21 protein-coding genes are annotated in these 24592 nt (G+C 40.5%); 13 read left to right on the top strand and 8 right to left on the bottom strand.

Annotated features, from left to right (window positions below; all coding sequences use genetic code 11):
* Positions 1-2 precede the first annotated feature (2 nt).
* Genes GLIP_RS20025 through rimK form a run of 4 tightly spaced genes read right to left on the bottom strand, consistent with a single transcriptional unit; the run spans position 3 to position 3080 of the window.
* A complete protein-coding gene (locus GLIP_RS20025; RefSeq protein WP_008846541.1) occupies positions 3-647 on the bottom strand; it encodes a cupredoxin domain-containing protein in 645 nt (214 codons plus the stop codon).
* Between the two features lie 36 nt (positions 648-683).
* Positions 684-1127, bottom strand: coding sequence for an ATP-dependent zinc protease family protein (locus tag GLIP_RS20020; protein WP_008846540.1), 444 nt, complete (start codon positions 1125-1127; stop codon positions 684-686).
* 19 nt (positions 1128-1146) lie between these two features.
* The gene (locus tag GLIP_RS20015) at positions 1147-2175 is read right to left on the bottom strand and encodes a succinylglutamate desuccinylase/aspartoacylase family protein (RefSeq protein ID WP_008846539.1); all 1029 of its coding nucleotides are present in this window, start codon (positions 2173-2175) and stop codon (positions 1147-1149) included.
* Positions 2175-3080: a 30S ribosomal protein S6--L-glutamate ligase gene (gene rimK / locus GLIP_RS20010; RefSeq protein WP_040523672.1), complete on the bottom strand. Its 906-nt coding sequence runs from the start codon at positions 3078-3080 to the stop codon at positions 2175-2177. Before rimK ends, GLIP_RS20015 begins: the two co-directional genes overlap by 1 nt.
* A 286-nt stretch (positions 3081-3366) precedes the next feature.
* Between rimK and GLIP_RS20005 the strand changes: the two genes are divergently transcribed.
* On the top strand, positions 3367-4200 hold the full coding sequence (locus GLIP_RS20005) for a mechanosensitive ion channel family protein (RefSeq protein ID WP_008846537.1): 834 nt from the start codon (positions 3367-3369) through the stop codon (positions 4198-4200).
* A gap of 26 nt (positions 4201-4226) precedes the next feature.
* Here the strand turns inward: GLIP_RS20005 and GLIP_RS20000 are convergent, their stop codons facing one another.
* Positions 4227-4739, bottom strand: a complete 513-nt coding sequence (locus GLIP_RS20000) for a hypothetical protein (RefSeq protein WP_008846536.1) — start codon at positions 4737-4739, stop codon at positions 4227-4229.
* A 211-nt stretch (positions 4740-4950) separates the two neighbouring features.
* Here GLIP_RS20000 and GLIP_RS19995 point away from each other — a divergent pair, with 211 nt between their 5' ends.
* The 5 genes from GLIP_RS19995 to tamB all read left to right on the top strand — a co-directional run bounded on the left by GLIP_RS19995 (position 4951) and on the right by tamB (position 13796).
* Complete coding sequence (locus GLIP_RS19995; protein ID WP_008846535.1) at positions 4951-5823, top strand: mechanosensitive ion channel family protein; 873 nt, start codon at positions 4951-4953, stop codon at positions 5821-5823.
* Between the two features lie 2 nt (positions 5824-5825).
* Positions 5826-6815 carry a zinc transporter ZntB gene (locus GLIP_RS19990; protein WP_008846534.1) on the top strand — a complete coding sequence of 330 codons (990 nt, stop codon included), beginning with the start codon at positions 5826-5828 and terminating at the stop codon, positions 6813-6815.
* A 15-nt stretch (positions 6816-6830) separates the two neighbouring features.
* Entirely contained in the window at positions 6831-8168 is a 1338-nt protein-coding gene (locus GLIP_RS19985) for a magnesium transporter (RefSeq protein WP_008846533.1), read from the top strand.
* Between the two features lie 121 nt (positions 8169-8289).
* Positions 8290-10038 (top strand): autotransporter assembly complex protein TamA, encoded by a 1749-nt coding sequence (locus GLIP_RS19980; protein WP_226992257.1) that lies wholly within the window; start codon positions 8290-8292, stop codon positions 10036-10038.
* Positions 10035-13796 carry an autotransporter assembly complex protein TamB gene (gene tamB / locus GLIP_RS19975; RefSeq protein WP_008846531.1) on the top strand — a complete coding sequence of 1254 codons (3762 nt, stop codon included), beginning with the start codon at positions 10035-10037 and terminating at the stop codon, positions 13794-13796. Before GLIP_RS19980 ends, tamB begins: the two co-directional genes overlap by 4 nt.
* A gap of 121 nt (positions 13797-13917) precedes the next feature.
* Here tamB and GLIP_RS19970 read toward each other — a convergent pair whose 3' ends face one another.
* Positions 13918-14394 carry a MarR family winged helix-turn-helix transcriptional regulator gene (locus GLIP_RS19970; protein WP_008846530.1) on the bottom strand — a complete coding sequence of 159 codons (477 nt, stop codon included), beginning with the start codon at positions 14392-14394 and terminating at the stop codon, positions 13918-13920.
* A gap of 328 nt (positions 14395-14722) precedes the next feature.
* On the opposite strand from GLIP_RS19970, the gene proB reads away from it, so the two are divergent.
* Positions 14723-15826: a glutamate 5-kinase gene (gene proB / locus GLIP_RS19965; RefSeq protein WP_008846529.1), complete on the top strand. Its 1104-nt coding sequence runs from the start codon at positions 14723-14725 to the stop codon at positions 15824-15826.
* Positions 15823-17070, top strand: a complete 1248-nt coding sequence (locus tag GLIP_RS19960) for a glutamate-5-semialdehyde dehydrogenase (protein WP_008846528.1) — start codon at positions 15823-15825, stop codon at positions 17068-17070. Before proB ends, GLIP_RS19960 begins: the two co-directional genes overlap by 4 nt.
* A 60-nt stretch (positions 17071-17130) precedes the next feature.
* Here GLIP_RS19960 and GLIP_RS19955 read toward each other — a convergent pair whose 3' ends face one another.
* Complete coding sequence (locus GLIP_RS19955; RefSeq protein WP_008846527.1) at positions 17131-17541, bottom strand: DUF2177 family protein; 411 nt, start codon at positions 17539-17541, stop codon at positions 17131-17133.
* A gap of 263 nt (positions 17542-17804) precedes the next feature.
* Here GLIP_RS19955 and GLIP_RS19950 point away from each other — a divergent pair, with 263 nt between their 5' ends.
* From GLIP_RS19950 to GLIP_RS19925, 5 genes are all read left to right on the top strand, one after another.
* Positions 17805-18239, top strand: coding sequence for a hemerythrin domain-containing protein (locus GLIP_RS19950; RefSeq protein WP_008846526.1), 435 nt, complete (start codon positions 17805-17807; stop codon positions 18237-18239).
* Positions 18240-18545: 306 nt separating this feature from the next.
* The gene (locus tag GLIP_RS19940) at positions 18546-19472 is read left to right on the top strand and encodes a phospholipase A (protein ID WP_008846524.1); all 927 of its coding nucleotides are present in this window, start codon (positions 18546-18548) and stop codon (positions 19470-19472) included.
* A gap of 154 nt (positions 19473-19626) precedes the next feature.
* Complete coding sequence (locus GLIP_RS19935) at positions 19627-21249, top strand: diacylglycerol kinase family protein (protein WP_008846523.1); 1623 nt, start codon at positions 19627-19629, stop codon at positions 21247-21249.
* Between the two features lie 238 nt (positions 21250-21487).
* Positions 21488-21967, top strand: coding sequence for a ferritin family protein (locus tag GLIP_RS19930; RefSeq protein WP_008846522.1), 480 nt, complete (start codon positions 21488-21490; stop codon positions 21965-21967).
* Between the two features lie 19 nt (positions 21968-21986).
* Entirely contained in the window at positions 21987-22967 is a 981-nt protein-coding gene (locus tag GLIP_RS19925; RefSeq protein WP_008846521.1) for a mechanosensitive ion channel family protein, read from the top strand.
* A gap of 183 nt (positions 22968-23150) precedes the next feature.
* Here GLIP_RS19925 and GLIP_RS19920 read toward each other — a convergent pair whose 3' ends face one another.
* Positions 23151-24551, bottom strand: coding sequence for a hypothetical protein (locus GLIP_RS19920; RefSeq protein ID WP_008846520.1), 1401 nt, complete (start codon positions 24549-24551; stop codon positions 23151-23153).
* Between the last annotated feature and the right edge of the window lie 41 nt (positions 24552-24592).

Raw genomic sequence — 24592 nt, 5'->3', positions numbered from 1 at the left:
AACTACCCATTTTTGCCAAATTTTCGCGAGCCAAAGGTATTACTCGCTTCTTTTTCTTGCTGCAACAAGGTTACTGAAACTTCATTAAGCTTTGCTTCCTTGTTGATAGGAAGTGTAATGCGCTGAGTCTGCTGAATGGATAAATTGGCATGCCAAATAGTGATTTCTTCAGGCAATGAACGTTCAAAAGTCACCTCCCCCTCAGACGAAGTCACCTTTGCGATTTCATTGTCTGCAACGTAAATGTAACCAACCATATTATCGTGAATGTTACATCCCAAGACCCCCACTCCCGCATTAATATATTGAATAGGTGCTTCGTGTGAACCTTTATAAAGTTTAATTTCAAACGGATTTATAGCAGAAAAACTGTACACGTGGTGGCGTATTTCATCGCTATTTGGAAACGCGACAAACTGGCCTTTTTGAATGACCAGAACTTGCGGTGAAAACTGCTGATTGACTTGATCCATAATCGCAGTGGGTAATGCTATTTCGGATTCAGTATTTTGCGTGACGAAACTGACTACGGCATTTTTCACCGGCTTGCCATTTTGATCCACAACCCGAATTTGATTCGCAAAGCTCACGAAGGACAGTAAAACTAAAAACATAGACAAGGACGTTAGCGACAACAAAGATTGCATTTACACCTTCCTAGATAACTTTTTAACCAGTTTGCCTTACTCGCCGTTACCAAGCAAATACTCTTCACTAGGATCGACGACTAACCGCCCGCTCATCGCCTCTCGTCCTAGCAACATTAAATAGGTCATTTCAGAACGGTCCGTAAGGGTTAAATGTATTTTCCAGGATGAGCCTGCCATTTCAATAAGCGTTTCAATTAGATAACGACGTTCCCGCGTCGCGGTTGAGCTCTTTACTTTACGAACGGCCTCTACTTTCGCTTCACGGCGCACTATTTCGTTCACATCGTGAATGTCTGGATGAATATTAAAACTCACCCAAGTTTCACCATCTTTTTCAAACTCTTCAATGTCATCAACGTGCAAAGAGGAGGTAGTCGCCCCCGTATCTACCCGTATATTCAAGTTCTGAATGGTCAATTCTGGCAAATTACACAGTTCTAAAGCGCCTACAACAGGCTTATTCTGATATGTTTGCATCTGTAAAAAAAGCTCCTATTTAATAGACCATTGGTGCTTCACTGAGAACCAGATTGTCTTGCAATAACTCTACGTGCTCGGCAACTGTATCAGGCTTTTTAAAATAAGCGATGTGATACATAGCTTCCCCTTCCTGAGCCAGAGGAATGTTTTGCTTACCAATCACTATGCCCTCTGCGGGACATAGTACTTTACCTAATTCATTGCCAAATGGATCAGCAATTCTTGCTAATGCATCCCCTTTACTAACATGATCTCCGAGCTGAGCTATGTGATGCACGAAACCACTTTCATGTGCCCTCACCCAGCCACTCTGGCGAGCAATAAATGGTTCGATATTATGTTCTTTTTTGGAGCTGCTCTTATTTAGCATGCCAATTTCTCGCATAATGTTGATGATTCCTTTCACTCCTGCGCGAATCGAAAACTCATCGTAACGCAATGCTTGTCCCGCTTCATACAGCACCACCCGAACACCTAAATCCGCCGCAGCTTGACGCAAAGATCCATCACGGATATCAGCATTTAACATGACTGGCATTCCGAATGCCTTACACATATTTAAAGTGTCTTTATCGTCTAAGTTGGCTCTAACCTGTGGCAAGTTGCTTCTATGTATTGCCCCTGTATGCAAGTCAATTCCAAAGTCGCATTTAGCCACAATTTCAGTCAGGAATGTATGCGCTATTCGACCCGCTAGAGACCCCTTTTTGCTCCCCGGAAAGCTACGATTAAGATCACGCCGATCAGGTAAGTATCGACTTTGGTTAAGCACCCCGTAGACATTTACCATGGGTACAGCGATTAAGGTTCCTCGCAAATTTTTAATGGAGCGATTGCGAATCAAACGACCAACTATTTCAATTCCGTTTAGTTCATCTCCGTGAATCGCAGCACTGACAAAAATCGTAGGCCCCGGTCGTCTGCCGCGTTGTACATAAACTGGAATAGCCATGTTCGTATCGGTGTACAATGGCGGCATTTCTATATGAACATGCTTTTTCTCGCCAGGTTTAATTGCAACGCCACCAATATTAAGCGCTTCCATTAGCCAGTTCCTTTGGTTTTGGTTTTGTGTGGTTTAGCATTTGTCTCGATAAACTCGATTATCATGCCTGCAATATCTTTGTTAGTGGCATTTTCAATGCCTTCCAAACCTGGCGAAGAATTGACTTCCATGACCACAGGTCCGTGATTGGATCTAAGCAAATCCACACCACACATATTCAATCCCATCGTTTTCGCGGCATCCACTGCGGTTTTGCGTTCTGCCGGAGATAACCTGACAATTTTAGCCGTTCCCCCACGATGTAGATTGGATCTAAATTCGCCTTCAGCCGCCTGTCGTTTCATGGCAGCAATCACTTTGCCTCCAACCACCAAGCAGCGAATATCTGACCCGCCCGCTTCTTTGATAAATTCTTGTACCAATATACTGGCATTGAGCCCCATAAACGCTTCAATGATAGATTCCGCGGCTTTTTGGGTCTCGGCTAACACCACGCCAATACCTTGGGTACCTTCTAACAATTTAATCACCACAGGTGCGCCACCTACATTTTTAATTAAATCGTCGATACGGTCTGGATGATTAGCAAAGCCGGTCCTGGGCATACCTATGCCTTTTCGAGACAATAACTGTAACGAACGTAATTTATCTCTGGAACGACTAATGGCAACAGACTCATTGATAGAAAACGTTCCCATCATTTCAAACTGTCTGACCACAGATGTCCCATAGAACGTCACTGATGCACCTATTCTTGGAATAACCGCATCATATCTTGGCAATGCGCGGCCTTTATAGCGTACCGATGGTCGACTACTAGTTACGTCCATATAACAATGCATTGTATCGATTATATCGACTGTGTGTCCCCGCGATTCTCCGGCCTCCTTAAGTCTTTTAGTTGAATAAAGGTTAGGATTTCGCGATAAAATTGCGATACGCATTGTAAAACTCCGGATAATAGTCAGAACTTTTTATTACTCAGCTCAAAGTAAACTACAAAGTTCTTAGCTAACACAATGTTAGCGAATTGATGTCTAGTAATAAGAGTACAAGATTTATGTGACTTTGCATCCTAAATATATCGGTAATTCCATTAATTTATCGATAAGAGTACCTGTAACATCAAACGCTTTGTGCTAATCTGCGTTGTGGTATAGGCTTGCGCTTTGCCAGCTAAAAGCGCTATCTAACAATGGCCTACAAAACTATGGACAATAAACTCTGCTCATGATCGAATTGATTTACCAACATCGCTTAATCTCTACGCTAGCTGTCGCTATCGTGATGATCTCTTTCAAATATTTGCTGGTCAGTTTAGTAAAAAAAAGAGCAAAGAAAACGCGTCAGGATAAACGTTATTTAGTTAGCAATATCAAAAATTTATTAAATTTTATGATGATTGTTTTGTTGCTGAGTTTTTGGATCAATGAGATACAGAATTTTGCTTTGTCAATTGCAGCGTTTGCGGTGGCGATCGTTATCGCTACCAGAGAATTTATTCAGTGTATAATTGGCTTTTTTTATGTCATGTCAACTCGGCCTTTTCGCATTGGAGATTGGATACAAGTTGACGGATTTGCGGGTGAGGTATCAGCCATTGATTGGGTGAAAACCACCATGTTAGAAGTGGATATCGAACGTTACCAATATACCGGAAAGACACTTTTCATCCCAAATAACAAGCTTATTTCAAGCCCGATTAAAAACCTTAATTTTTTAAAGCGTTACGTGACGCATCATTTTACCATTACGCGTGATGAAGACATCAATCCTTATGTAATTATCGATACTTTGAGGGAAAAAGCTAAACAACAATGCGAAGATTTCCACGATGTGGCAACACGCTATAACCAAATTATAGAACGTCGCTTAGATGTTAAAATAGCTGGGCCTGAACCGGTAATTGAAGTTTCCACCAATAACATTGGTCATACTGAAATTCGCTGCACAATTTTCTGTCCTACTGACAGGGCAATTGAAATTGAACAAAAAATTATGCAGGACTTTATGCAATTGTGGTTTATCGAATTTAATAAATTAGATAAACCACATGCAGGATAAATAAAGTTCAGTGCGACTTGCCTAGGTTAAAACGTAATTTCTAGCCCCAAGGGTGTGATATCTACATCTTTGGGGGCAATATCGCCAAAGCCCATTTTAAGTTTGTTAAAATCTACCAGCATGATTTCCGGAAGATTACGCCCTATGGTCTGCTTAATTGTTCTTACGGCATGTTCGCTGTCTTCTATATGATTTTCGAGCATCTTAAAATGTTTGAGTATCGGCTTTTCAATTCTTAAATGCTGATTCAATGGATCGTAATCAAATTGCCCTTCAATAGTCCCTCTAGCAATGAACAACTTACCGTCTTGCAGGCCTCTGATCGACGTTGTGATATCTACTTTTTTATCCAATGCATCGAGCTTTATAATAGGGTCATAAAATGTTGCTTCTACCCCTTGGTATTCGCGCACAATCGGAAAACTAAGAAGTAGCACTGCATTTAATTGTTTTTCTGAAATAGTAAAAACAAACCCAAAACTTTTAAATGAAACCAGAACCAACCATAGACCAAGTATTACGCCCCATTTTGTTTTCACTATTTACCCTCTATTGAGATTTTATAACGCGATTAGTTATAAGAAGTATAAAATTTATACCGTTAAAAGTCATGTTCTCTAGCAAGACCTAAGCAAAAAAGTACGCTACAAGCTAAGCTACAAAATTGATTGTCATTATTTCATGAATAGAAGATGATCGAAGCGGCATAATCTCCGTAATCTCGACTATGGTTTATTTTCAAGGTACAAGATGGATGTAATTTTAGATTTCCTAAATTATGAAGTATTCACACTCGCTGACTATACGTTTTCGGTCGCTGAATTAATTTATGTTCCCATGTTAGTTTTACTGGGAATTTGGCTGACACAGAAACTGGTTAATCTGATAACGAAACGTTTAATCAACAAAGGCGCAAGTCCTGATGTTGTGCATCTTATTAAACGAGTTTTATACATTTTAGCGCTTGTAATATTGGTGATTACCACATTGGATTTACTTAAAGTGCCTTTGGCTGCATTTGCCTTTTTGTCCGGCGCAATTGCCATTGGCGTTGGGTTTGGTGCTCAGAATATTATTAATAACTTTATTAGTGGCTGGATATTAATGTGGGAAAGGCCTATTCGTATCGGTGACTTTTTAGAAGTTGATGATGCAAAAGGCAGAGTAGAAGCCATTAATACACGCTCCACGCGCATTCGTCGGGTGGATGGTGTGCATTTGCTAATACCAAACAGTAAACTATTAGAAAATACCGTGGTTAATTGGACACTAATAGACCAATTAACCCGCACTTCAGTACGAGTCGGTGTCGCCTACGGGTCTGATTGCCAAAAAGTGAGTGAGTTAATAGATCAGGCGGTAAACGAACAATCAGAGGTTATCTCAGACCCAGCCCCCGTCGTAATTTTTGATGACTTCGGCGATAACGCTTTAATGTTTGAAGTGTTTTTCTGGATCAATGCCACAGTTGAACGAGATTTACGTAAAATTAGAAGCAATATTCGATTTCGTATCGATGCGTTATTTAATCAAAGTAGCGTTGTCATCGCTTTCCCACAAAGAGACGTTCACATAGATGGTGCGATCACGTTGTTGGATCAAGCGAACGCTAAGGAAAAGTGAATATGACCAGTGTAAATCAAGCAGAAGCACCCCAAAATAGTATTTTATTTTCGTTACAAATTGATCAAGATGGCCAGTGTAGTCAAGGGAAAACGCAAGACTTGTTCGAACCAGAAGTCACCTCGGGCTATCATTGGGTGCATTTGCAATCAGACACACCAGACGCATGGGAAACCATGAAAAAACTGGGGTTAACGGATGTGATATGTGACTCATTATCAGCACTAGAAACCCGACCACGTGCATTGCTGCAAGATAACGGTATTTTAATTTACCTGCGCGGCATAAACTACAACCCAGACTCAGATTTAGAAGATATGGTGTCATTGCGCATATGGTTCAATGATCGATATGTGGTTACTGCTCGCCGCAAAGACCGCAAACTTTTTTCAGTGCAAGATACAAAGAAAATGCTAGAAAATGGCGAAGCGCCAGACGATACAGCAGATTTCATATTGTTGTTAATCGGCAAAATTGCTAGCCGCATTAGTGAAGTTGTAGAAGCCTTGGATGATGAACTATCGGAATTTGAAGCTGAAGGTGGCTTAGAAACGAAAGACAGATACGCATTGAGCTTAATACGCAGAAAATCTGCCGCAGTCAGACGTTATTTAGCACCGCAAAGAGACGCTTTAGACAATTTATACCGAATGGCAAAATTTTTTAATCAAGAGCAAGCCTATGAGCTTAGAGATTTAACTGACCGCATGACACGCTATGTTGAAGATCTTGATTTAGCCAAAGAACGTTCAATGGTGTTGCAAGATGAACTTCGAAATAGAATTGCGGAGCAACAAGGAATGCGTATGTACGTGCTTTCTTTGGTCACAGCTATTTTTCTTCCATTATCATTTTTAACCGGTATTTTTGGCATGAATGTAGCGGGATTACCCGGTACCGAAAACCCAGAAGCCTTTAATTACTTAGCAACGTCAATGCTGATATTAGCATTGATAATGTTGGCAGCCATGTTATGGAAAAAATGGCTTTAAACGAGGAGCTGTAAAATGTCAGATCAAATTTCCGATTTAATCCATGAAGCTGTCAATCTTGATGATGAATCTGATAGTGAATTGCTGCATAGTAAAATAGCGGTGCAAGACGAAGCAGATATCGCCTTATTACTAGAATCATTACCATTAGAGCAACGTCTAAGTGCTTGGGATGCCGTTCCTCGACATAAACAACTCGACGTTTTGGTTGAAATGCGTGGAGACCCAAGGGAAACCTTATTAGACGCAACCCCAGATGAAGAATTAGATGCTTTATTTACTGATGTAGATGCAGAAACCTTACTAGAACTTTCCGACTCGCTGGAAAGCCGACTATTGGATCGTGCCGTTGCAGCAATGGATAAAAAGCAACGGCATTTATTCGAAGGTGCAAACCAATATTCAGAAGATCAGATTGGCCATTGGCGTAACCCTGAAAATTTAATTTTGCCTCTGACTGCTAAAGTCAGTGATGCCAAACGGTTTTTACGCCGCGAAATACCCGATTATGCAGATTGTATTTACCTTGTGAATCGTGCAGGACAATATTCAGAGGCCGTAAAACTATTCAAAATATACTCCACTCCGGAGCATACACCGTTAGTAGATATCGCTGAAGACGATATAACCATCATTAAAGCGGGTGAAGACTGCAACAGAGCTGCGCTGAATGTACAACGCTCAGGCTTTACCAGCTTGCCACTTGTTGATGATAATTTTAAATTTTTAGGACGTGTAGATATCGGGTCTGCCTGTGAACTACTAAATGAGTCATATGAGCGCCAATTGATGGCAGGTGCGGGTATGGATGAAGATGAAGATCTGTTCTCGCCAGTTAAAAAGAGTGCTAAAAATCGCGCACTTTGGTTAGGTATCAATTTACTTACCGCTTTCTTAGCCTCGTGGTTTATTGGTTTATTTGAAGCAACTTTGCAACAAGTAGTCGCGCTTGCTGTCTTAATGCCTGTGGTCGCGAGTATGGGAGGTATAGCGGGCAGTCAAACGCTCACCCTCATAATTCGTGGTTTAGCACTCAAACAAGTCAACCCGGCAAACTTAAAAGCCTTGCTGATTAAGGAGTTGAAAGTGGGAGGCTTAAACGGTGTTATTTGGGCGATTGTAATAGCTACGGTAGCATCTTATTGGTTTAGCAGTGGCATGCTAGGCGTGGTAATTGGCTGCGCAATTTTAGTAAATATATGTGCTGCGGCTGTTGCCGGAGTAGGCGTACCCGTTTTGCTAGATAAACTGAAGTTAGATCCGGCGCTATCCGGCTCAGTGATCTTAACCACAGTTACAGACATCGTTGGGTTTGTTGCGTTTTTAGGATTAGGAGCACTCTTACTATTGTAATCTGGATTCGAGTTCCTTAATCCAGCGTTAAGAGTTGTCATGGTTTTTGCTTATTCATCCAAAGAGTATGCTTTGAAGCATACTCTTATATTTGTATCTAATTAGTTGGGTTAATGGTTTAGTGTTTAAAAAATTTAAAAATGCTTGGTACACGGGTTCCCTATTTGCATTGTGTTGTAGTCAAGCGATGGCTATGGAGGTGTCTTTAGAAGGGATTAAAGATGGCGATCTGGAAAATAATATTGAAGCGCATCTTAGCACCCTGTCTGCTCCAGGAGACTGTTCACTGTCAGTTGATGAAAAAATCACGATCGAAAACAAGATTACAGAGGCCGCTCGAGCATTTGGTTATTATCATATTTCAATAGATTCAATTGGGTTCACGTCAACTGAAAACTGTCGTTCCATCCAATTAAAATTGAACGCTGGACCACAAGTAAAAATTACCCAGTTGAATGTCATTGTTACCGGCGAAGGTGAATCTGATGAAGGCTTTAAAAATATCGTAAATCAGTTCCCGCTCAAAAAAGGCGATGCGTTAATCCACAGTAAATATAAAAGTGCTAAGTCGCGATTTGATTCAGTGGCGTTGAATCGTGGTTTCTTCGACAGCAAATTTGTGACCAGTCAAATCAAAGTCGATATGGAAGAAAATAGCGCTGAAATTAACCTTGAATACAATACCGGACCTCGTTACAAATTTGGCAAGTTAATTTTTCCAGAAGACCAGCGCGCTTCAGAGTTAATTAAACAGGTATTGCCATTTCAGGACGGCGAACCTTATTTGGCGACAAAATTGGGAGAGTTCAACCAAAGTCTAGGCCAAACTGAGTATTTTCAACAAGTAGTAGCGCGTCCCTTGCTGGATGAAGCAGAAGAATACCGCATTCCAATTGAAGTTGTTGCAGTGAGTCGTCCCCGCGATATTTTTAATGTAGGTGTAGGTGGTGCAACCGATACTGGCCCGCGAGTAACCTTAGGATGGCAGCGTCCGTGGGTAAATAATGACGGCCATAGCATGAGTGCCAATCTCTACATTTCTGAACCTAAGCAAACGGCCAGTATTAAATATAAAATTCCGGTGGAAGATCCGCTGAACAACTATGTATCAGCTCAATTCGGTGTGAAATCTTTAGATGAGAACGATTCAAATAGTGACACAGTATCGTTGGCGTTTCAGCGACATTGGAGTAGCGATGATAAAGTTTGGAATAAGATTGCCTTTATTCGCTTAGAGCAATCCCGTTTCCAACAGGCCGAAACACCTAAGCAAACCACGACTCTGCTTATTCCTGGTTTCACACTTTCCCGCCATCGCAGCCGCGGAGGGTTGGATGTGGATTGGGGAGATCTACAATTGCTTACCATTGAAACAGCAAGTGACAAAATCCTTTCAGACATTAATTTAGCCAGAGTCACGTTTCAAACCAAATGGTTGCGAAGTATAGGTGACCATCGCTTTTTAATACGTGGCGAAGTAGGCGCGTTATCAACCAACGACTTCGATCAGGTCCCTTCTGACCTACGTTACTTTACCGGTGGTGATCAAAGTGTACGAGGATTCGATTATCAAACACTTGCACCGCGCCAAATTGATGAAGATGGAGAGGAAGGTGAATTGCTTGGTGCTAAATATTTAAATGTTGCCAGTATTGAGTATACCTACCCATTATCTGACAACTGGCGTGGAGCCCTGTTTACCGACGTAGGTGGAGCGAGTAACAATCCCGGTGAAAAGTTAGCTTATAGTTTCGGTGTGGGAGCCAGTTGGATGTCACCTGTGGGACCAATTCGATTATATCTGGCCAGTGGTCACGGCGACTATGGTAATTCAGTCAGATTGCATTTTGCGATGGGGCCTGCCTTATGATTTGGTTGAAACGAACCGCTATTTGGACAATCTCCATATTATTATTTTTAGTTGTGTTGCTAGGATTTTTCTTCACGCCGTGGGGAACAACCGCATTAATTTCAATAGCAAACAACGCCGTTGATGGTTTAAAAATAGAACATAAATCCGGTGGTTTACTAGGCACCATCGAATTACAACGTGTTGAATTTAATACTGAGACTTTGCAAGTAGATGCAAAAAATATAAAAGCCAATGTCGATTGGTCATGTAGCATGTTGGTACAGGTTTGTTTGAGTCAACTTTATTTAGGCGAAGCAAAGATAGAGGTAGCAGATACAGATTCCGAGCAACCAGAAAACCAGGAACCGACAGAAAAAATTACGTTACCTATTGCCGTCGTCGCCCCCAATATTCAACTTAATAAATTATCGGTTGATGTGCAAAATGTCGCTCAGATATCCTGGCAATCACTAGTCGCAAACCTTGAAATGTATCAAGAGTTGAATATTACTTCGTTAGAACTGAAGCAACTTAACGTTGTGCTCAGTGAAAGCGAAGTAGATAGTCAATCAACGCTCGCAAACGAGCAAACAACAATTGATATTAGCCAAATTTCCCAATGGCAATATCAACCAATTGAATTACCTCCATTGGTAATTCCTATCGATCTCACGGCCGACAAAATCTTAGTCACCAACGTTAAAGTTGAGCAGGCAAGTCAAACTATATTTGCATTTAAACGTTTAGCGACTCAGGCCCAAATAAACGACAGCAACGTAAAAATTGAAAAGTTTGAATTTGAACACGAGCTAGTGGGTATCAAGGCTGACTTATCACTGAGTAATAATTACGTTATTGGGCTTTCTGGCGAAGCACAAACGACAAAAAGTTATGCAAAAAGCTTAAAGGTAAATATATCGGCAGAAGGTGACCTCAATGCCCTGGCATTTGAAACACAGGTTACTGGCGACATCACAGCAATGGCAAAAGGGTCAGCAACCTTGGATTCGCCACAACTGCCACTTGATATTCAAATCAGTTGGCAGCCACTTACTCTGCCGACAACAGAGCCATTGCATCTTTCCTCAGGCAACTTGAGCCTAAAAGGAAATTTACAAGAATATTTGTTGAGTCTGCAAACCAGTCTTTTTGCAACAACAATTCCTAAAAGTCAGATAACGGTCTCGGCTAAAGGTAATAATCAAAAAATAGAACTTAGCGAAGCCAAAGTGGGGACGTTAGGCGGTAACATACAAACGACCGCAGTCGTCACATTAACTGACGTGGTAACTTGGCAAGGACAGGCAAAAGTTGAACAAATTCAACCTGCTAATTTTTGGCCTGATTTAGAAGGTAATATCAATGCTAACCTGCAACACAAGGGGGTTTATGGCGCCGACATCTTGCAAGCTCAAGTTGAAAACCTAAGCGCAAAAGGCGACTGGTTGGGCTACCCACTTAATGCCAATGGCGCAGTTAAGTTTGATAAAAAGACAGGCTTAGATATTCCAAGTTTAAGTGTATCGAACGGCGATAATAAGCTTATTGTTAAAGGCCGCTTAGATAACCAAAATGCTCTCAATGGTAACGTTGAATTTACCGGTAATGCATTAGAACAGCTGTACCCAGATTTATCTGGTAGTAGTGGCCTAACTGCGCGTATATCAGGAACGCTCTCAGAACCAGAAGTGGAGTACGATTTATTCGCTAAGCAAGTTGAATACAACACGATTTCATTACAAAGTTTAACTTCAAAAGGTCAGGTGGAGTGGGACCAAGAAAAGCAATTTAATGTAACCACAAAACTTGAACAACTGGTGATTAATCAGGAGCCTATTGAAAATATCCAATTAGAGTTAGCAGGTAATGCGTTACAGCACCAATTAACTACCACGGTGTTAAGCGAAGCCTTTCAATTGAATTCAACTATTGGTGGACGATTAGAGGAAACAAAATGGGTTGGAAACTGGCTATCAGGTGAATTTAAAAGCCAGTGGGGTTCGTATACTTTAAATCAAAAAAATACCGGGATTTTAGCTGACTGGGGCAATCAACATTATCAACTTGATGCGCATTGTTGGATAGATCAACAAGCCAAGTTATGTGTAGATAAAGCAAATTTCCAAGATCAAGTCGCCGATTTCGATATTTATGGGAGCCAATTAGAACTGCTACAGATAGTCAGTCAGTTTGTGCCTCAATTGCAGGATATATCTACGGACACTCAGTTCTTTTTTACGGCCAAAGGCAAATGGCAAGCCGATACGTTACCCATTGCCAATATAGAAGGACACTTCTCTCCCACAACAATAAAAATCAAAGGCTTGAAAAAGCCACTAGAAATGAAAAAGTTGGCTTTTGATGCTTCGGTGGATGGCGAGAAACTCATAACTCACTTTGATTTTGTAACCAGCAACTCAGGGGCAATCGATTTGGATTTGACCATCAGCGAGTTGGATGAAAAGCGTTCATTGCAAGGCGAATTAAAAATAAAAGAAATATTAGTCAAACCTTATCAAGAACTAATTCCTCAATTGACAGAATTGTCCGGTTCTATTAATGGAAACTTGGCCTTATCTGGGGACTTAAAAACACCGCTTTTCAACGGTAATTTGAAACTGCAAAACTTTAATTTCGCTGGAGAAGAAATTCCTGGAAGGATTTCTCAGTGGAATCAAGATCTCGAATTCGCTGGGCAAAGTGCCAAAATGCAAGGCGAATTTATTTTTGGAAATGGTAAAGGCAGTAGTTCAGGAACATTTGATTGGAGTGACGAATTAGTTGGTGACTTTAGTCTAACCGGCGACTCATTTGAACTAGAATATCGAGATATCGTCAGAACTCGGTTCTCACCTAATTTAAAAGTAGAGATGACTAAAACAGCAGTCAACGTAACAGGTAGCGCCGACGTTTTTTACGCTCGCATAAAAGTCAAAGATCTACCTCCAGATGCGCAATCTCCTTCTGACGATACGATTATTGTGAATCAGCCTGTGGAACCGAAAACAGCGACACGCGATTTGAATATGGTTTTTAACGTTAAAATCGATCCAAAGAAAACTGACGACGTTAAGCTCGAAGCTTTTGGACTCAAAACTGATTTACGTGGTGCATTAGAACTAAAACAGAAAGACCAAAAACTAACCGGAGTTGGCAGCCTGAACCTAGTTAACGGTACGTATAAAGCCTATGGACAGGATTTAGTAATCCAAAAAGGAAATATTTTATTTTCAGGCCCTCTGGATAACCCACGTCTAGACATTTCCGCCATTCGAGACGAGTCCAAAACCCAAGACGATGTCATCGCTGGTATCCGAGTAACCGGACCTGCAGAACAGCCTTCTGTAGAAATATTTTCAGAACCAACCATGATTCAAAGTGAAGCATTGTCTTATTTGTTGCAAGGACAAAGCTTAAATAGCGGTAGCCAACAAAGCTCGGATGATCAGTTACTTGCATCAGTACTTCTTAATGCCGGACTAAAAGGTAGCGAGAACAAAGTCGATCAATTAGGCCGTAAGTTTGGTATAGAAGACTTAGCACTGGGAACCAATAGTAGCGAAGATGGGACACAAGTTTCGTTATCTGGTTATATCGCGCCAGGCGTGCAGTTAAGATATGGTGTCAATGTCTTCGATTCTTCTGCTGAAGTAGCATTGCGCTATCAGATTTTACCCAAGCTATTTCTAGAAGCAACAAGTGGTGTGGAACAAGCCTTAGATGTTTATTACCAATTTAGTGTTGGTGGGAAGTCCCCTATTGAAGACGAAGAGTAAGATTACTTTTGATAGGGTAATATCTAAACAATTACAAAATAGACGAAATTTCACCCAATAAAATTAGAATACAAAATACTTCTGTCACAATCTCCTGCTATTGCCATGAGTCAGGTAATTGCTATTCAGTTGTTTGAATACCACCCACTTGCAGCATGGGAGCGGCATCAATATCTGACGCATCCATCATCATAGCCATGCGCTCCATGGTTGCTAGCATTTGTGACTGCTCCCATTCCTCCATGGCTTCAAATCGAGTGATGAAATGCTGCTGCAACAATGTGGGGGACTCTTTAATCGCTGCAGCTCCTTCATCAGTCAGGTGTAATTCAACCTTACGTTTATCAACAACAGATCGCTCACGAATCAAAAAGCCCCTAGCCTCTAACCTGTCCAAAATACTGGTAACCGTTGCTGAGCTTAAATTTATATTCGTTGCGATATCTTTAACCATTACTCCATCACTATTAGATATATGTTGTAAGACAATGAGTTGCGGAGAAGTTAAACCCGTTTCTTTACTCAATTTTTTGGAATATAAGTCGATTGCCCGGATGACTTTGCGAAGAGAAACTAATAGTGATTCGTATTTTTTCATAGTGGTTTTATTCTATTATTTTGCATAGAACTCTATCAAATAACCCAATTTGCGCAATCAAAAAGCGCGTTTTTATAACAATTTAAAATTATTTATACAAATATTGAGGAATACTTATTCATATATTTTGCATAATAATTCAGATAGGGTTGATTAGGGTAAATAGCTATCCATACCGATCATCTCATTAACATTTGAAACGCCTCTTCTGGAGAGCCCGCCGTTGCTTATTTGAGCTAAAAAAGGGATAATATCATTCGTACACTAATTAATTCAATACGATTAATTAGTATCTAACTTAATTATCTAAAGTAACTAAGCGGGAAAAATGAATACGTTTAATTGGAAACGAATCGTAATTAAAGTGGGTAGTGCACTTATTGCTCCTAAAAATCAGGGGTGCAGCTCACATTTTTTATTAGGAATAGCGCAATTTATTGTTAAATGTCGCGCGAAAGGAATTGAAATAGTATTGGTATCATCAGGTTCAGTAGCAGCTGGACGACACCTATTCAGTGGTGATACTGAAAATATCGCAATTAAAAAAGCGATGGCAGCGGCTGGTCAAACCGAAATGATGGCGACATGGGATCGCTTGTTTGATTTTCCATCAGCTCAGATTTTATTAACCCATGGCGATCTCCGTGATAGAGAGCGCTATGTCAGCATACGTGAAACCATTTTCTCATTACTTGAAAATGGCATCATTCCAATCATCAATGAAAATGACACAGTAACAACAGATAACTTGCGTGTTGGTGACAATGATAACTTAGCTGCAATGGTTGCAGGGGCGGCAGATGCAGATTCACTTATTATTTGTTCTGACATTGACGGATTATACGACAAAAATCCGCACACCCACGATGATGCGAAATTATTATCTTGGGTTTCTGTTATTGATGAAGACATTTATAAAATGGCCGGAGGTACCACTAGCGCGACAGGTACTGGCGGAATGCGTACAAAAATAGAGGCTGCTGAAAAAGCGGTTTCACATGGTATTGATACATTCATCGTAAATGGATTTACGGAATTGACGTTTAATATGTTACTGGAAGGAAAAAATCCTGGAACACATTTCCAGCCGCATGAAACACCAATGAAAGAACACGAGCACTGGATGAAGCATACATCCAAAGAACAAGGAGTGGTCGTTGTAGGTGATGATGTCGACATCACATCTTTAGATGGTGACGAAGCCTTAACCAGTGATGAAATCATTGAAATTAAAGGCAGTTTTTCGGTTGGTGACACTGTACTTGTCCGCAAGGGCGACGGTACCAGATTGGCTAAAGCAAGATCTAACTACAGCAGTTGTCTTTTGACGTTTATTGCTGAGCAAACAGATCAAGACTTTGCCAACGAGTTTCAGCGTCAAACAGGGCCGATTATTTCGGATAAAAATATAGCATTATTGGAGAAACAATGAGTTTAATTAGAGATCTATCTCTACAAGCTGCAAAAGCAGCTAGAAAACTAGCGGTATTGGATACTGACAGAAAAGACCGTGTATTAAGAGACATGGCCAAGGCTATTAGAGCCAACGAAGAGCATATTTTAAAAGCCAATCTAGTCGATTTAGACAATGCCAAGCAGGCGCAGTTGTCTGACGCTATGATGGACCGACTCACTTTGAATACGCAAAGAATAGAAGATATGGCAGTGGGTATAGAAACCATTGTTAGCCTCGCTGATCCAGTGGGCATTCAACGTGAATTGGGCCAGCGTCCTAATGGCTTAGAAATTAGTAAGATGCGAGTGCCTTTAGGGGTTGTGTGCATGATTTACGAAGCACGCCCAAATGTTACAGCTGATGCCGGAGCATTATGTTTCAAATCAGGTAATGCTGTGATATTACGTGGTGGTAAAGAAGCATTGGCATCAAGTAAGGCTATTTCAGAGATCTTACAAAACGTATTGGTTGAACACGACTTACCAGCTGAGTTGATCACCGTTGTGCCCAACCCTGACCGTAAATTGATGCAAGAGTTGTTAGAGCAGCGTGATTTTATTGATGTTGTTATACCACGTGGTGGTGAAGGCTTGATCAATTACGTTACTGAGAATAGTAAAATTCCGGTTATTCAGCATTTTAAAGGTGTATGTCATTTATACATTGATGCCGATGCAGATTTTGAAACCGCGATTCAACTATTGATCAACGGTAAAACACAGCGCACAGGGGTTTGTAATGCAATTGAAGGATTGATAGTGCACAAAGATATTGCCGCACAAATTCTGCCAATAGTAAGTGATGTTCTGCTACGCCATTCGGTAACTATTAATGCTTGTGAACGTTCTTCAGAACACATTGCAAGTTGTAATGTTATTGCAGAATCTGACTTCGGAGAAGAGTATTTGGATCTGGAAATCGCGGTTAAAACCGTTGATAGCATGGATGATGCTCTTGACCACATCGCACGTTTTGGTAGCAACCATACTGAGGTGATTTGTACGCAAAATGATGTAACGGCCAAACGTTTCCAACGTAGCGTCGATGCATCAGTGGTAATGGTCAATGCGTCTTCGCGTTTTTCAGATGGAAGTCAATTAGGACTTGGTGCTGAAATTGGCATTGCCACAACAAAACTACATGCATACGGACCAATGGGTCTCGAATCATTGACCACTGAAAAGTATTTGGTAAATGGCAACGGACAAATTCGTGCTTAATAAACACGTCTAAAAGATAGGCGAAAGCATTAACTGGCTTTCGCCTTTTTTATGGGCTTTCTAAGCGGCATCCTGATAAAGATTTGATACCAACCACCAGCCACTCCAACAGCTAGCGGCAGTTACGAATGTCCCCCAAGCCCAATCTTTTAATGTAATTCCCAACGGCCAACCTTCTAAAATTGCGTAATTAGTCAAATTGTAAGCGCCATAGGCAGCCAAGCCTAAAATAGCCCCATCGAAAAACACTTGCCAGCCCGGACTGTGTAGATTCTTTAAAACAACCAAATAAACAGCAGCTGCACTGTACAAAATATAAAAAGTCACCCAAGGAAGAACTGGATACGACTCTCGTAACATACCTTGCATTGCTTCCAAATAGCTATTTTTAGCGACCAAACCTAACCAGATACCATCCAGAATTAAATAGCAGCCGGCTACCCCTAAATAGGCAATTAAAAAAACCTTCATGCTGTTCTCCTTTTTGTTTATTTAGACAGCTTTTCTACTCTTTGCGAAGCGAGTCTTGTTTGTACGCTACAACTCTGAAAAAGATACATTTGTCCTGTAATAATTTCCGCGATAACTCACCAGAATTACCCTGCCAAATTTAGATATTAAGATTTAATCCTTAAATATCAATAAATTAGAAATAAATTAAATTTTGGCACTAAGTTCGCTTAGTAAGGTTCAGACCCTTTAACATTTTAGAACTAAATAAAAAGGAACAACTAATGGAAATTTTTGAAGCTATTCGTAAAGACCACGAAAAACAACGTTTACTAATGAAGATCTTGGTAGAGACCTCTGGTGATACAGAAAGTCGTCGCGACTTTTATGCTGAATTAAAACAAGCATTAGTTGATCACGCAATTGCTGAAGAGCGCTATTTTTATGCGCCTCTCATGAAATCAGATCAAACCGTTGAACAATCAAGACATGCGATAGCTGAGCATCATGAAATAGATGAATTGCTTGAAAAATTAGATGACACGGAAATGAGTTCTCCGGGTTGGTTACCGACCATGAAAAAGCTAAGAGACCTAGTTGAGCATCACCTAGCGGAAGAAGAGCATGAATTTTTCCAACAAGCAGGGAAGGTGCTAAGCGCAACTCAAAAAGACAACCTTGCAGGTAAGTATCAAAGCGAAATGGACAAAACTCACTAGCGCAAAAGGCGTTAGGTTACGACTTCCTCTCCCGTATCTTAGGGAACTTTTGGCTCTAACCTTTTTTAGAGCAGGCCACCGCTTTACCACTACTTGGGGCGGTGGCTTTTTTATTTATTGGCTCCATACCAATAACTTAGAGCTATCTTGGTGTTATAAAATTGCTGAACAACGTAAGCTTAATCAAAAAAACACTCCTAAAATTCACATTGGTGTAAAAAAACAGAATATATGTGTTTTACCCTTTTAAACTTATTCAATTAATGAAAAGATCTAACCACTTTTTTCTTGGCAAGCAACTAATTCATGAATCGTGTTAAAACCCATCTCGTCACTGTCTTTAGCCTATTAATATTGGCTTTTTCTCCGCTCGTGTTAGCCCAAACAGTCACTGAGACAGAATTAAAAGACGAGCCCATCAAGGATGAAGAAACACTGTTGGAAAAGCGTGAAGCATCAGATGACTTGGCGCTGCAAATCCCCTTTGCCATTACCCAATACAAAACCAATTATGTGTTACCTCTTACCTATGTCAAAGATCCCAATACGATTGGAGTTACCGAACTTGACTCAGAAAATGTCGATAATCTAGAAGCGAAATATCAGATAAGCGTCAAGCTACCGGTTTATCTTAATGATGACTATCGTTCAGGGGTTTATGCTGGTTTTACGTTACAGTCATATTGGCAAGTTTATAACGACGAGGCATCAAAACCATTTAGGGAGACCAATTACGAGCCAGAAATATTTTACTTCTGGAAAACCCAATATCGTTTTCTAGGCATAAAATTTAATCAGGTACATTTAGGATTGAACCATAATTCAAACGGTCAAAGCGGATTAAAATCAAGAAGTTGGAATCGCATTTATGCTTCAGCCTTGTTTAGTGATAGAGATTCCGTTTATTACTTAAAAACATGGTATCGCATTCCCGAAGATGAAAAGGAAAATGTTAACAGCCCGTCAGGAGACGATAATCCAGATATCACAGATTATTATGGTCATTTTGAAATTGGTTACGGTAAAAAGGTGGGTAACTTTAATATTCTCACGTTACTCAGAAATAATCTAAAATCAGATAATAAAGGCAGCGTTGAATTAAACATCACCTACCCAATAAATGATAGATACGATGTGGTGTTTCAATACTTTAATGGTTATGGTGACTCGTTAATTGATTACAATCGCCATCAGCAACGATTTGGAATCGGTGTGCAACTTAAGTATCTTTAGTTGTGTAATATTTGCTGAACGGCTTGCACTTATTGCTTAGTTGAGCGACTCGCGCATTTTAAAAATTAACTTTTACCCATAAAAACAATAACTTAAATACAAATAAAAATTGGCATGCTGTTCGCTTTATATTATTTATTAAATGGGGAGAAGTATGTTTATTACAAAGTATTATGGACTAGGTGCGCTGTTCTCGTTTTTACTTGCCTATCTAAGCGGCTTCCTCGTACTCAAAGTCTTGTTTATATGGATTGGTCTCTCTTTAACTGCTGTTACGATTGCGTACTTATTCCATTCACCGAAAATTTTCAGAAAAAAAATTGATGGTTCTATTCCCTATTATATTAAATGGATTTTTGTCCCGTTCTTAATTGGCACTCAAGCTTATAATGCGCGAGAGCGAAAAAATGATAGTGTTCCAGCAATTCAAAAAGTTCGTGATAATTTGTATTTAGCATGCCGACTTTTTCCATCAGATATGCCAGAACTAAATCATTTAAAAGTCAAAGCTGTATTGGATGTAACGGCAGAGTTTGATGGGCTCGATGTATCTGCTCACGGCGAAAACATGGATTATTTGAACGTCCCTGTCCTCGATCACCAAAGTCCATCAAAAGAAGTGTTAATGGAAGCCATCAGATGGCTAGACAATCACATTAGCGATGACAGAGCTGTTGTAGTTCACTGTGCGTTAGGAAGAGGACGCTCGGTATTAGTGATGGCAGCTTATTTGTTGAGTAAAAGTCCTGAACTAACCGTAGATCAAGCATTAGAAGAAATTAATCTTAGCCGGTCAACTGCACGCTTGAACAAGTTTCAATTGAAAAAACTGAAAAAGTTACATGAAAGTGGAGTATTAACTCAGAAAAACAAGCTAGCTATCGTAGTCAACCCAGTCGCTGGCGGTGGCAAATGGCAAGATAACGAAGATGAAATCATACAACGTTTGTCACCACACTTTGAATTAGAAGTTTACCAGACCACACCTGAAAAAAGTGGGGCTGAGATGGCGAAGTTAGCCATTTCCGAAGGAGCTAAACAAGTTATAGCTTGTGGAGGAGACGGCACCTTAACGGAAGTTGCTTCTCAATTGGTTGGTACGGATTTAACCCTAGGTATTATACCGATGGGTACAGCAAACGCACTTGCTCACGCATTGTATGGCGCAAGTTCGAAAGTCACGCCAATTGTTATTGCTTGTGATGCCATAATCGCCGGAAACGTGCTCCAAATTGACACCGCGCAATGTAATGATGAACTCACTCTTTTGGTTGTTGGGATAGGCTTCGAACAGCGCATGATTGAAGAGGCCGACCGCGATGAAAAAAATAATAATGGTCAGTTAGCCTATTTAGGGGCCTTGTATGATGCTATTGCAACAAACGACGCGGCAGAATTAACTATACAAATTGACGATCAAGAACCTAAAACAATTCATACAGGTAGCTTAGTGATTGCTAATGCTGCTCCTGCGACCACAGTACTAGCGCAAGGGGGAGGCCTACCCGACTTTACCGATGGATTACTCGATGTAACCTGGCTGGTTAGAACAGAAACGGCTGGTGAAAACTACCTTAAATTGGCGCAATTAGCCCTGCGCACAATGTTTGAAAACGATTCAGATGAAAGTATTGTGCATGCAAGAGCACAACGGGTAAAAATCAGTGGGAACGGCAAACTAAAATATGTTGTGGATGGGGAAAATAGACAAGCAGAGAGTATTGAAGTGATCCAAAAGCCCCGGTCTTTAAAAGTATTTTCTCAACCAGAAGCATAACTATCCCGTAAGGAATCTGCGCACTGGTCTATAATTTTCAAAGGAGTAAGTTAATGATTTCGAATACCAACGTTATCATTAAAGTATAGGGATTTTAATTTAATATATTCAACTAGTTACGCGTTTACTTGGTGTTTAATAAGCGAACCGTTTTAGCCATTGAGTCACATACAAGTTAACGTAATAGAAAAGCGCTTAAACTAGTTTAAACCTACCAATGTAATTAAGGGAGTTTACTATGTCAGCGAATACTAACGACAACAATGAAGAACATGAATCCAATCGCGCACTGTTAAAAGCTGTCATCCAAATGTGTCGGCTCGGCGGAGACTTTTACAATCACGTTGGCCAGAATGTAAAACATTATGCTGTCAAACAAGTGTGTTTCGATATGGCAAAAAGCTATTTTCAGCAAATATCTGAATTAGTAGAGCTTGCAGAAAACCGCTATCAATTGTCAGAAGAGGAAACCATGACCTCTACCAGCATTGAAGATTACTATCAAAATATACTTAGCAAACAAGTCAAACTCAATCCTCGCGATCTAGTAGCCCATTTGGAGGATGTAGAAGAGCAACACTTATCAGAATTGAATAAAGCCATTGCGACTACCAATGATCCGCAAATTGCTGCGTCACTTACAAATGTTGTCAGTGAAATTCAAAGTACCTATCAAAAATTAGCTAACGTCACAGTAACTGAACTCGAAAACCAATAACTATCTGGAAGTACTAAGTATGGACTTTATTGAAATAGATAAATTCTGGTCACTGATCCACGACAAACTGCAAGGGTGGCTAGAGGCAGGCATAAAGCACTTACCTAATTTTGTGGTAGCGATTTTACTGGCAATTGTGTTTGGCATAATCGCAAAAATCGTCGGTCGAACTGCACGAAATATCTTACATAGAACATTAGAATCAAAACAAATTGCCGACCTTTTGGCGTCGATTATTAAAGTTCTTGTTTTATTCATGGGTCTATTTATCGCCCTGGAATTCCTAGGTCTTACTGGTACGGTTACGTCGCTGCTAGCGGGAGCCGGCATCATAGGTTTAGCTTTGGGTTTTGCATTTCAGGATATGGCCGAGAACCTGATTGCAGGCATCGCAATGGGCATTCGAAAACCATTTCAAATAGGGGATGTCATTGAAGCAGATGACGTATTTGGCACAGTACAAACCATTAATCTTCGCAACACGTTGGTTGAAACATTTTTTGGCCAAATTGAAGTCGTTCCTAACAAAATTTTATTTCGAAACGTGCTGACAAATTATTCGACTACGGGTAGAAGACGCATCGAAGTACCTGTCGGTATATCCTATGCTGACGATCCACAGGAAGCGTCAGATGCATTGGTACAATGTATTAATCAGTGTGACTTTGTTATTAACAAGGAAGAAACGGGTGTTTTTGCCAAAGGGTTTGGCGATAGCAGCGTTGATTTACTTGTTTGGTTTTGGATCAAATATCCCGGTGAAACAGGATTTATGCAGGCTAGGCATAAAGCAGTAGTGGAAATAAAACGCGCTCTGGAAGAATCAGATATTCTAATTCCATTCCCAATCAGAACGTTGGATTTTGACGCCAAAGGAGGCGAAAAGCTGAATGTGATGTTAAGTGATAAACACAAAAAAGGTAGTGGGGATAAGGATGCCGAGGAAACACCGGCTGCAAACTCGCAATCTGCTGACGACAGCGAAGCAGAGTCTGACTAACAACGACGTATCAAAACAGACGAGATAAAAGCCTCGTGTATTTCGAGGCTTTTTAAAGATAATGAAAAATGACTGAGCTATCATAGATGCTAATCGAAAACGGCGTTATAGGTAATCGGCTCCATCACCGAGTCACCGAACTGCCTCTTCACAGTTGCGTGTCGAGGCCGTGTTTTACGCCTTTCACCACTCCACCAGCCCCAAACTTTCTCGTAATTTAATAATGTGATCTGGCGCACCTTCGCGATCAAAATTATCATGCCAACGCCAATAATTGGTGTGAGTAAATAGGCGCGGATATCGTTTCGGGTAGGCAGCTTCTACGTCGATATCTAAAATTGGGGAATCTGGTTGCTTTTCGGATACTAAATCTTTGGATATTTGTGGGTTAGAAAAAGCTCTACTAACAGGACCAGAGATTAGATCGCCAAAAAAGATATTGAATGGTTTAGAATAGATATTAGTCCATCTTACTAAGCTAAACACTGCACCATGGTGCAGAAACTTGTCCTCGTTAGTTTGATAATAATAGTGCTCGTTTTCTTTAACCGGTGGTGAGGTTGGATATTCTCGGTCTAATTTTCTATCCACAAAGTCCATTTTCTTGTCGAACAACAGGAAATCTGCATAAGTCAAAGGGCTTCCCAGGGTTACCAGATCTGAAATTAACCATTGCGCATTACCAGATGACTCACCATGTAACTCCATATCCAGCTTTAGCTGCTCAAACAATTGCAATTGAAGTTTACGATATTCAGTAACATCAGGTTGGTGGTCCATATTTTCCATGCTGTGCACCAACTTTAATGCCGCTTCAGAAAGAGGTAATGGCTCTCCTGCAGCGTTTTTAAATTTGTTTTTGCGTGCCCAATATTGAGTTAATACATCATAGGCAATAATCGACCCCAAACTATGGCCCACTAAAACGATACGGTCGTATTTTCCAGTTTGAGCAATACTTTCCAACAGTTTAACTCCGCCATCGCGAATTTCCTTTCTTACCTTTATGTTTGATGGCGTTGCAGTGATATAGCGAGCTACATCCCCCAAATAACTGACAATCTTAGCTACACCAATACTCAAAGCCACCAACAGCACCGGGCTAATATAGTATTCATAAATTTGATGCCATGTTGAGGAGTCTCCCGCTTTTTCTGCTGGTTCAAAAAAACCAATAGAAATCAGCACTAATAAAATCCCAAAAATGAGTGTCCAGAGTAAATAAATCATGGGTTTTAAGGCTGATGGGTAGTCGCTAGGCTTACGTCGCAACATTGAAAATACCCAACCACGTAAGTGTTCAAGGGTGGTACCAACGGTATGGTGAGCCCAATAATATTCAAAAAAATCGACTCTGGATGTGGTTTGTTTATCTGGATTGTTTTTAATTTCGGCGTAGTCTGTGGTCAATCTACGATGTTCAAATGAACCAGAAACCTCACTAGGTTTATTCCAAAACCGAGTATTGTCTAATTTGGTATCTTTAACCCAAACAGATTTAACAAATTCTCGAACTGTTTCCATTGGTCGCTGTTCGCCAATTCCGTGTACTAATACAACTGCTTGCTTTTTAGATTGCGACATGATGATTCCTTCCTATGTATATCTAAGTCAGCAGTATAAAC

It is taken from the genome of Aliiglaciecola lipolytica E3 (genome assembly GCF_000314975.1).
GTDB classification, from domain to species: domain Bacteria; phylum Pseudomonadota; class Gammaproteobacteria; order Enterobacterales; family Alteromonadaceae; genus Aliiglaciecola; species Aliiglaciecola lipolytica.
The sequence above is the reverse complement of the archived record's forward strand: the minus strand, read 5'-3'. Positions and strand labels throughout refer to the sequence as shown.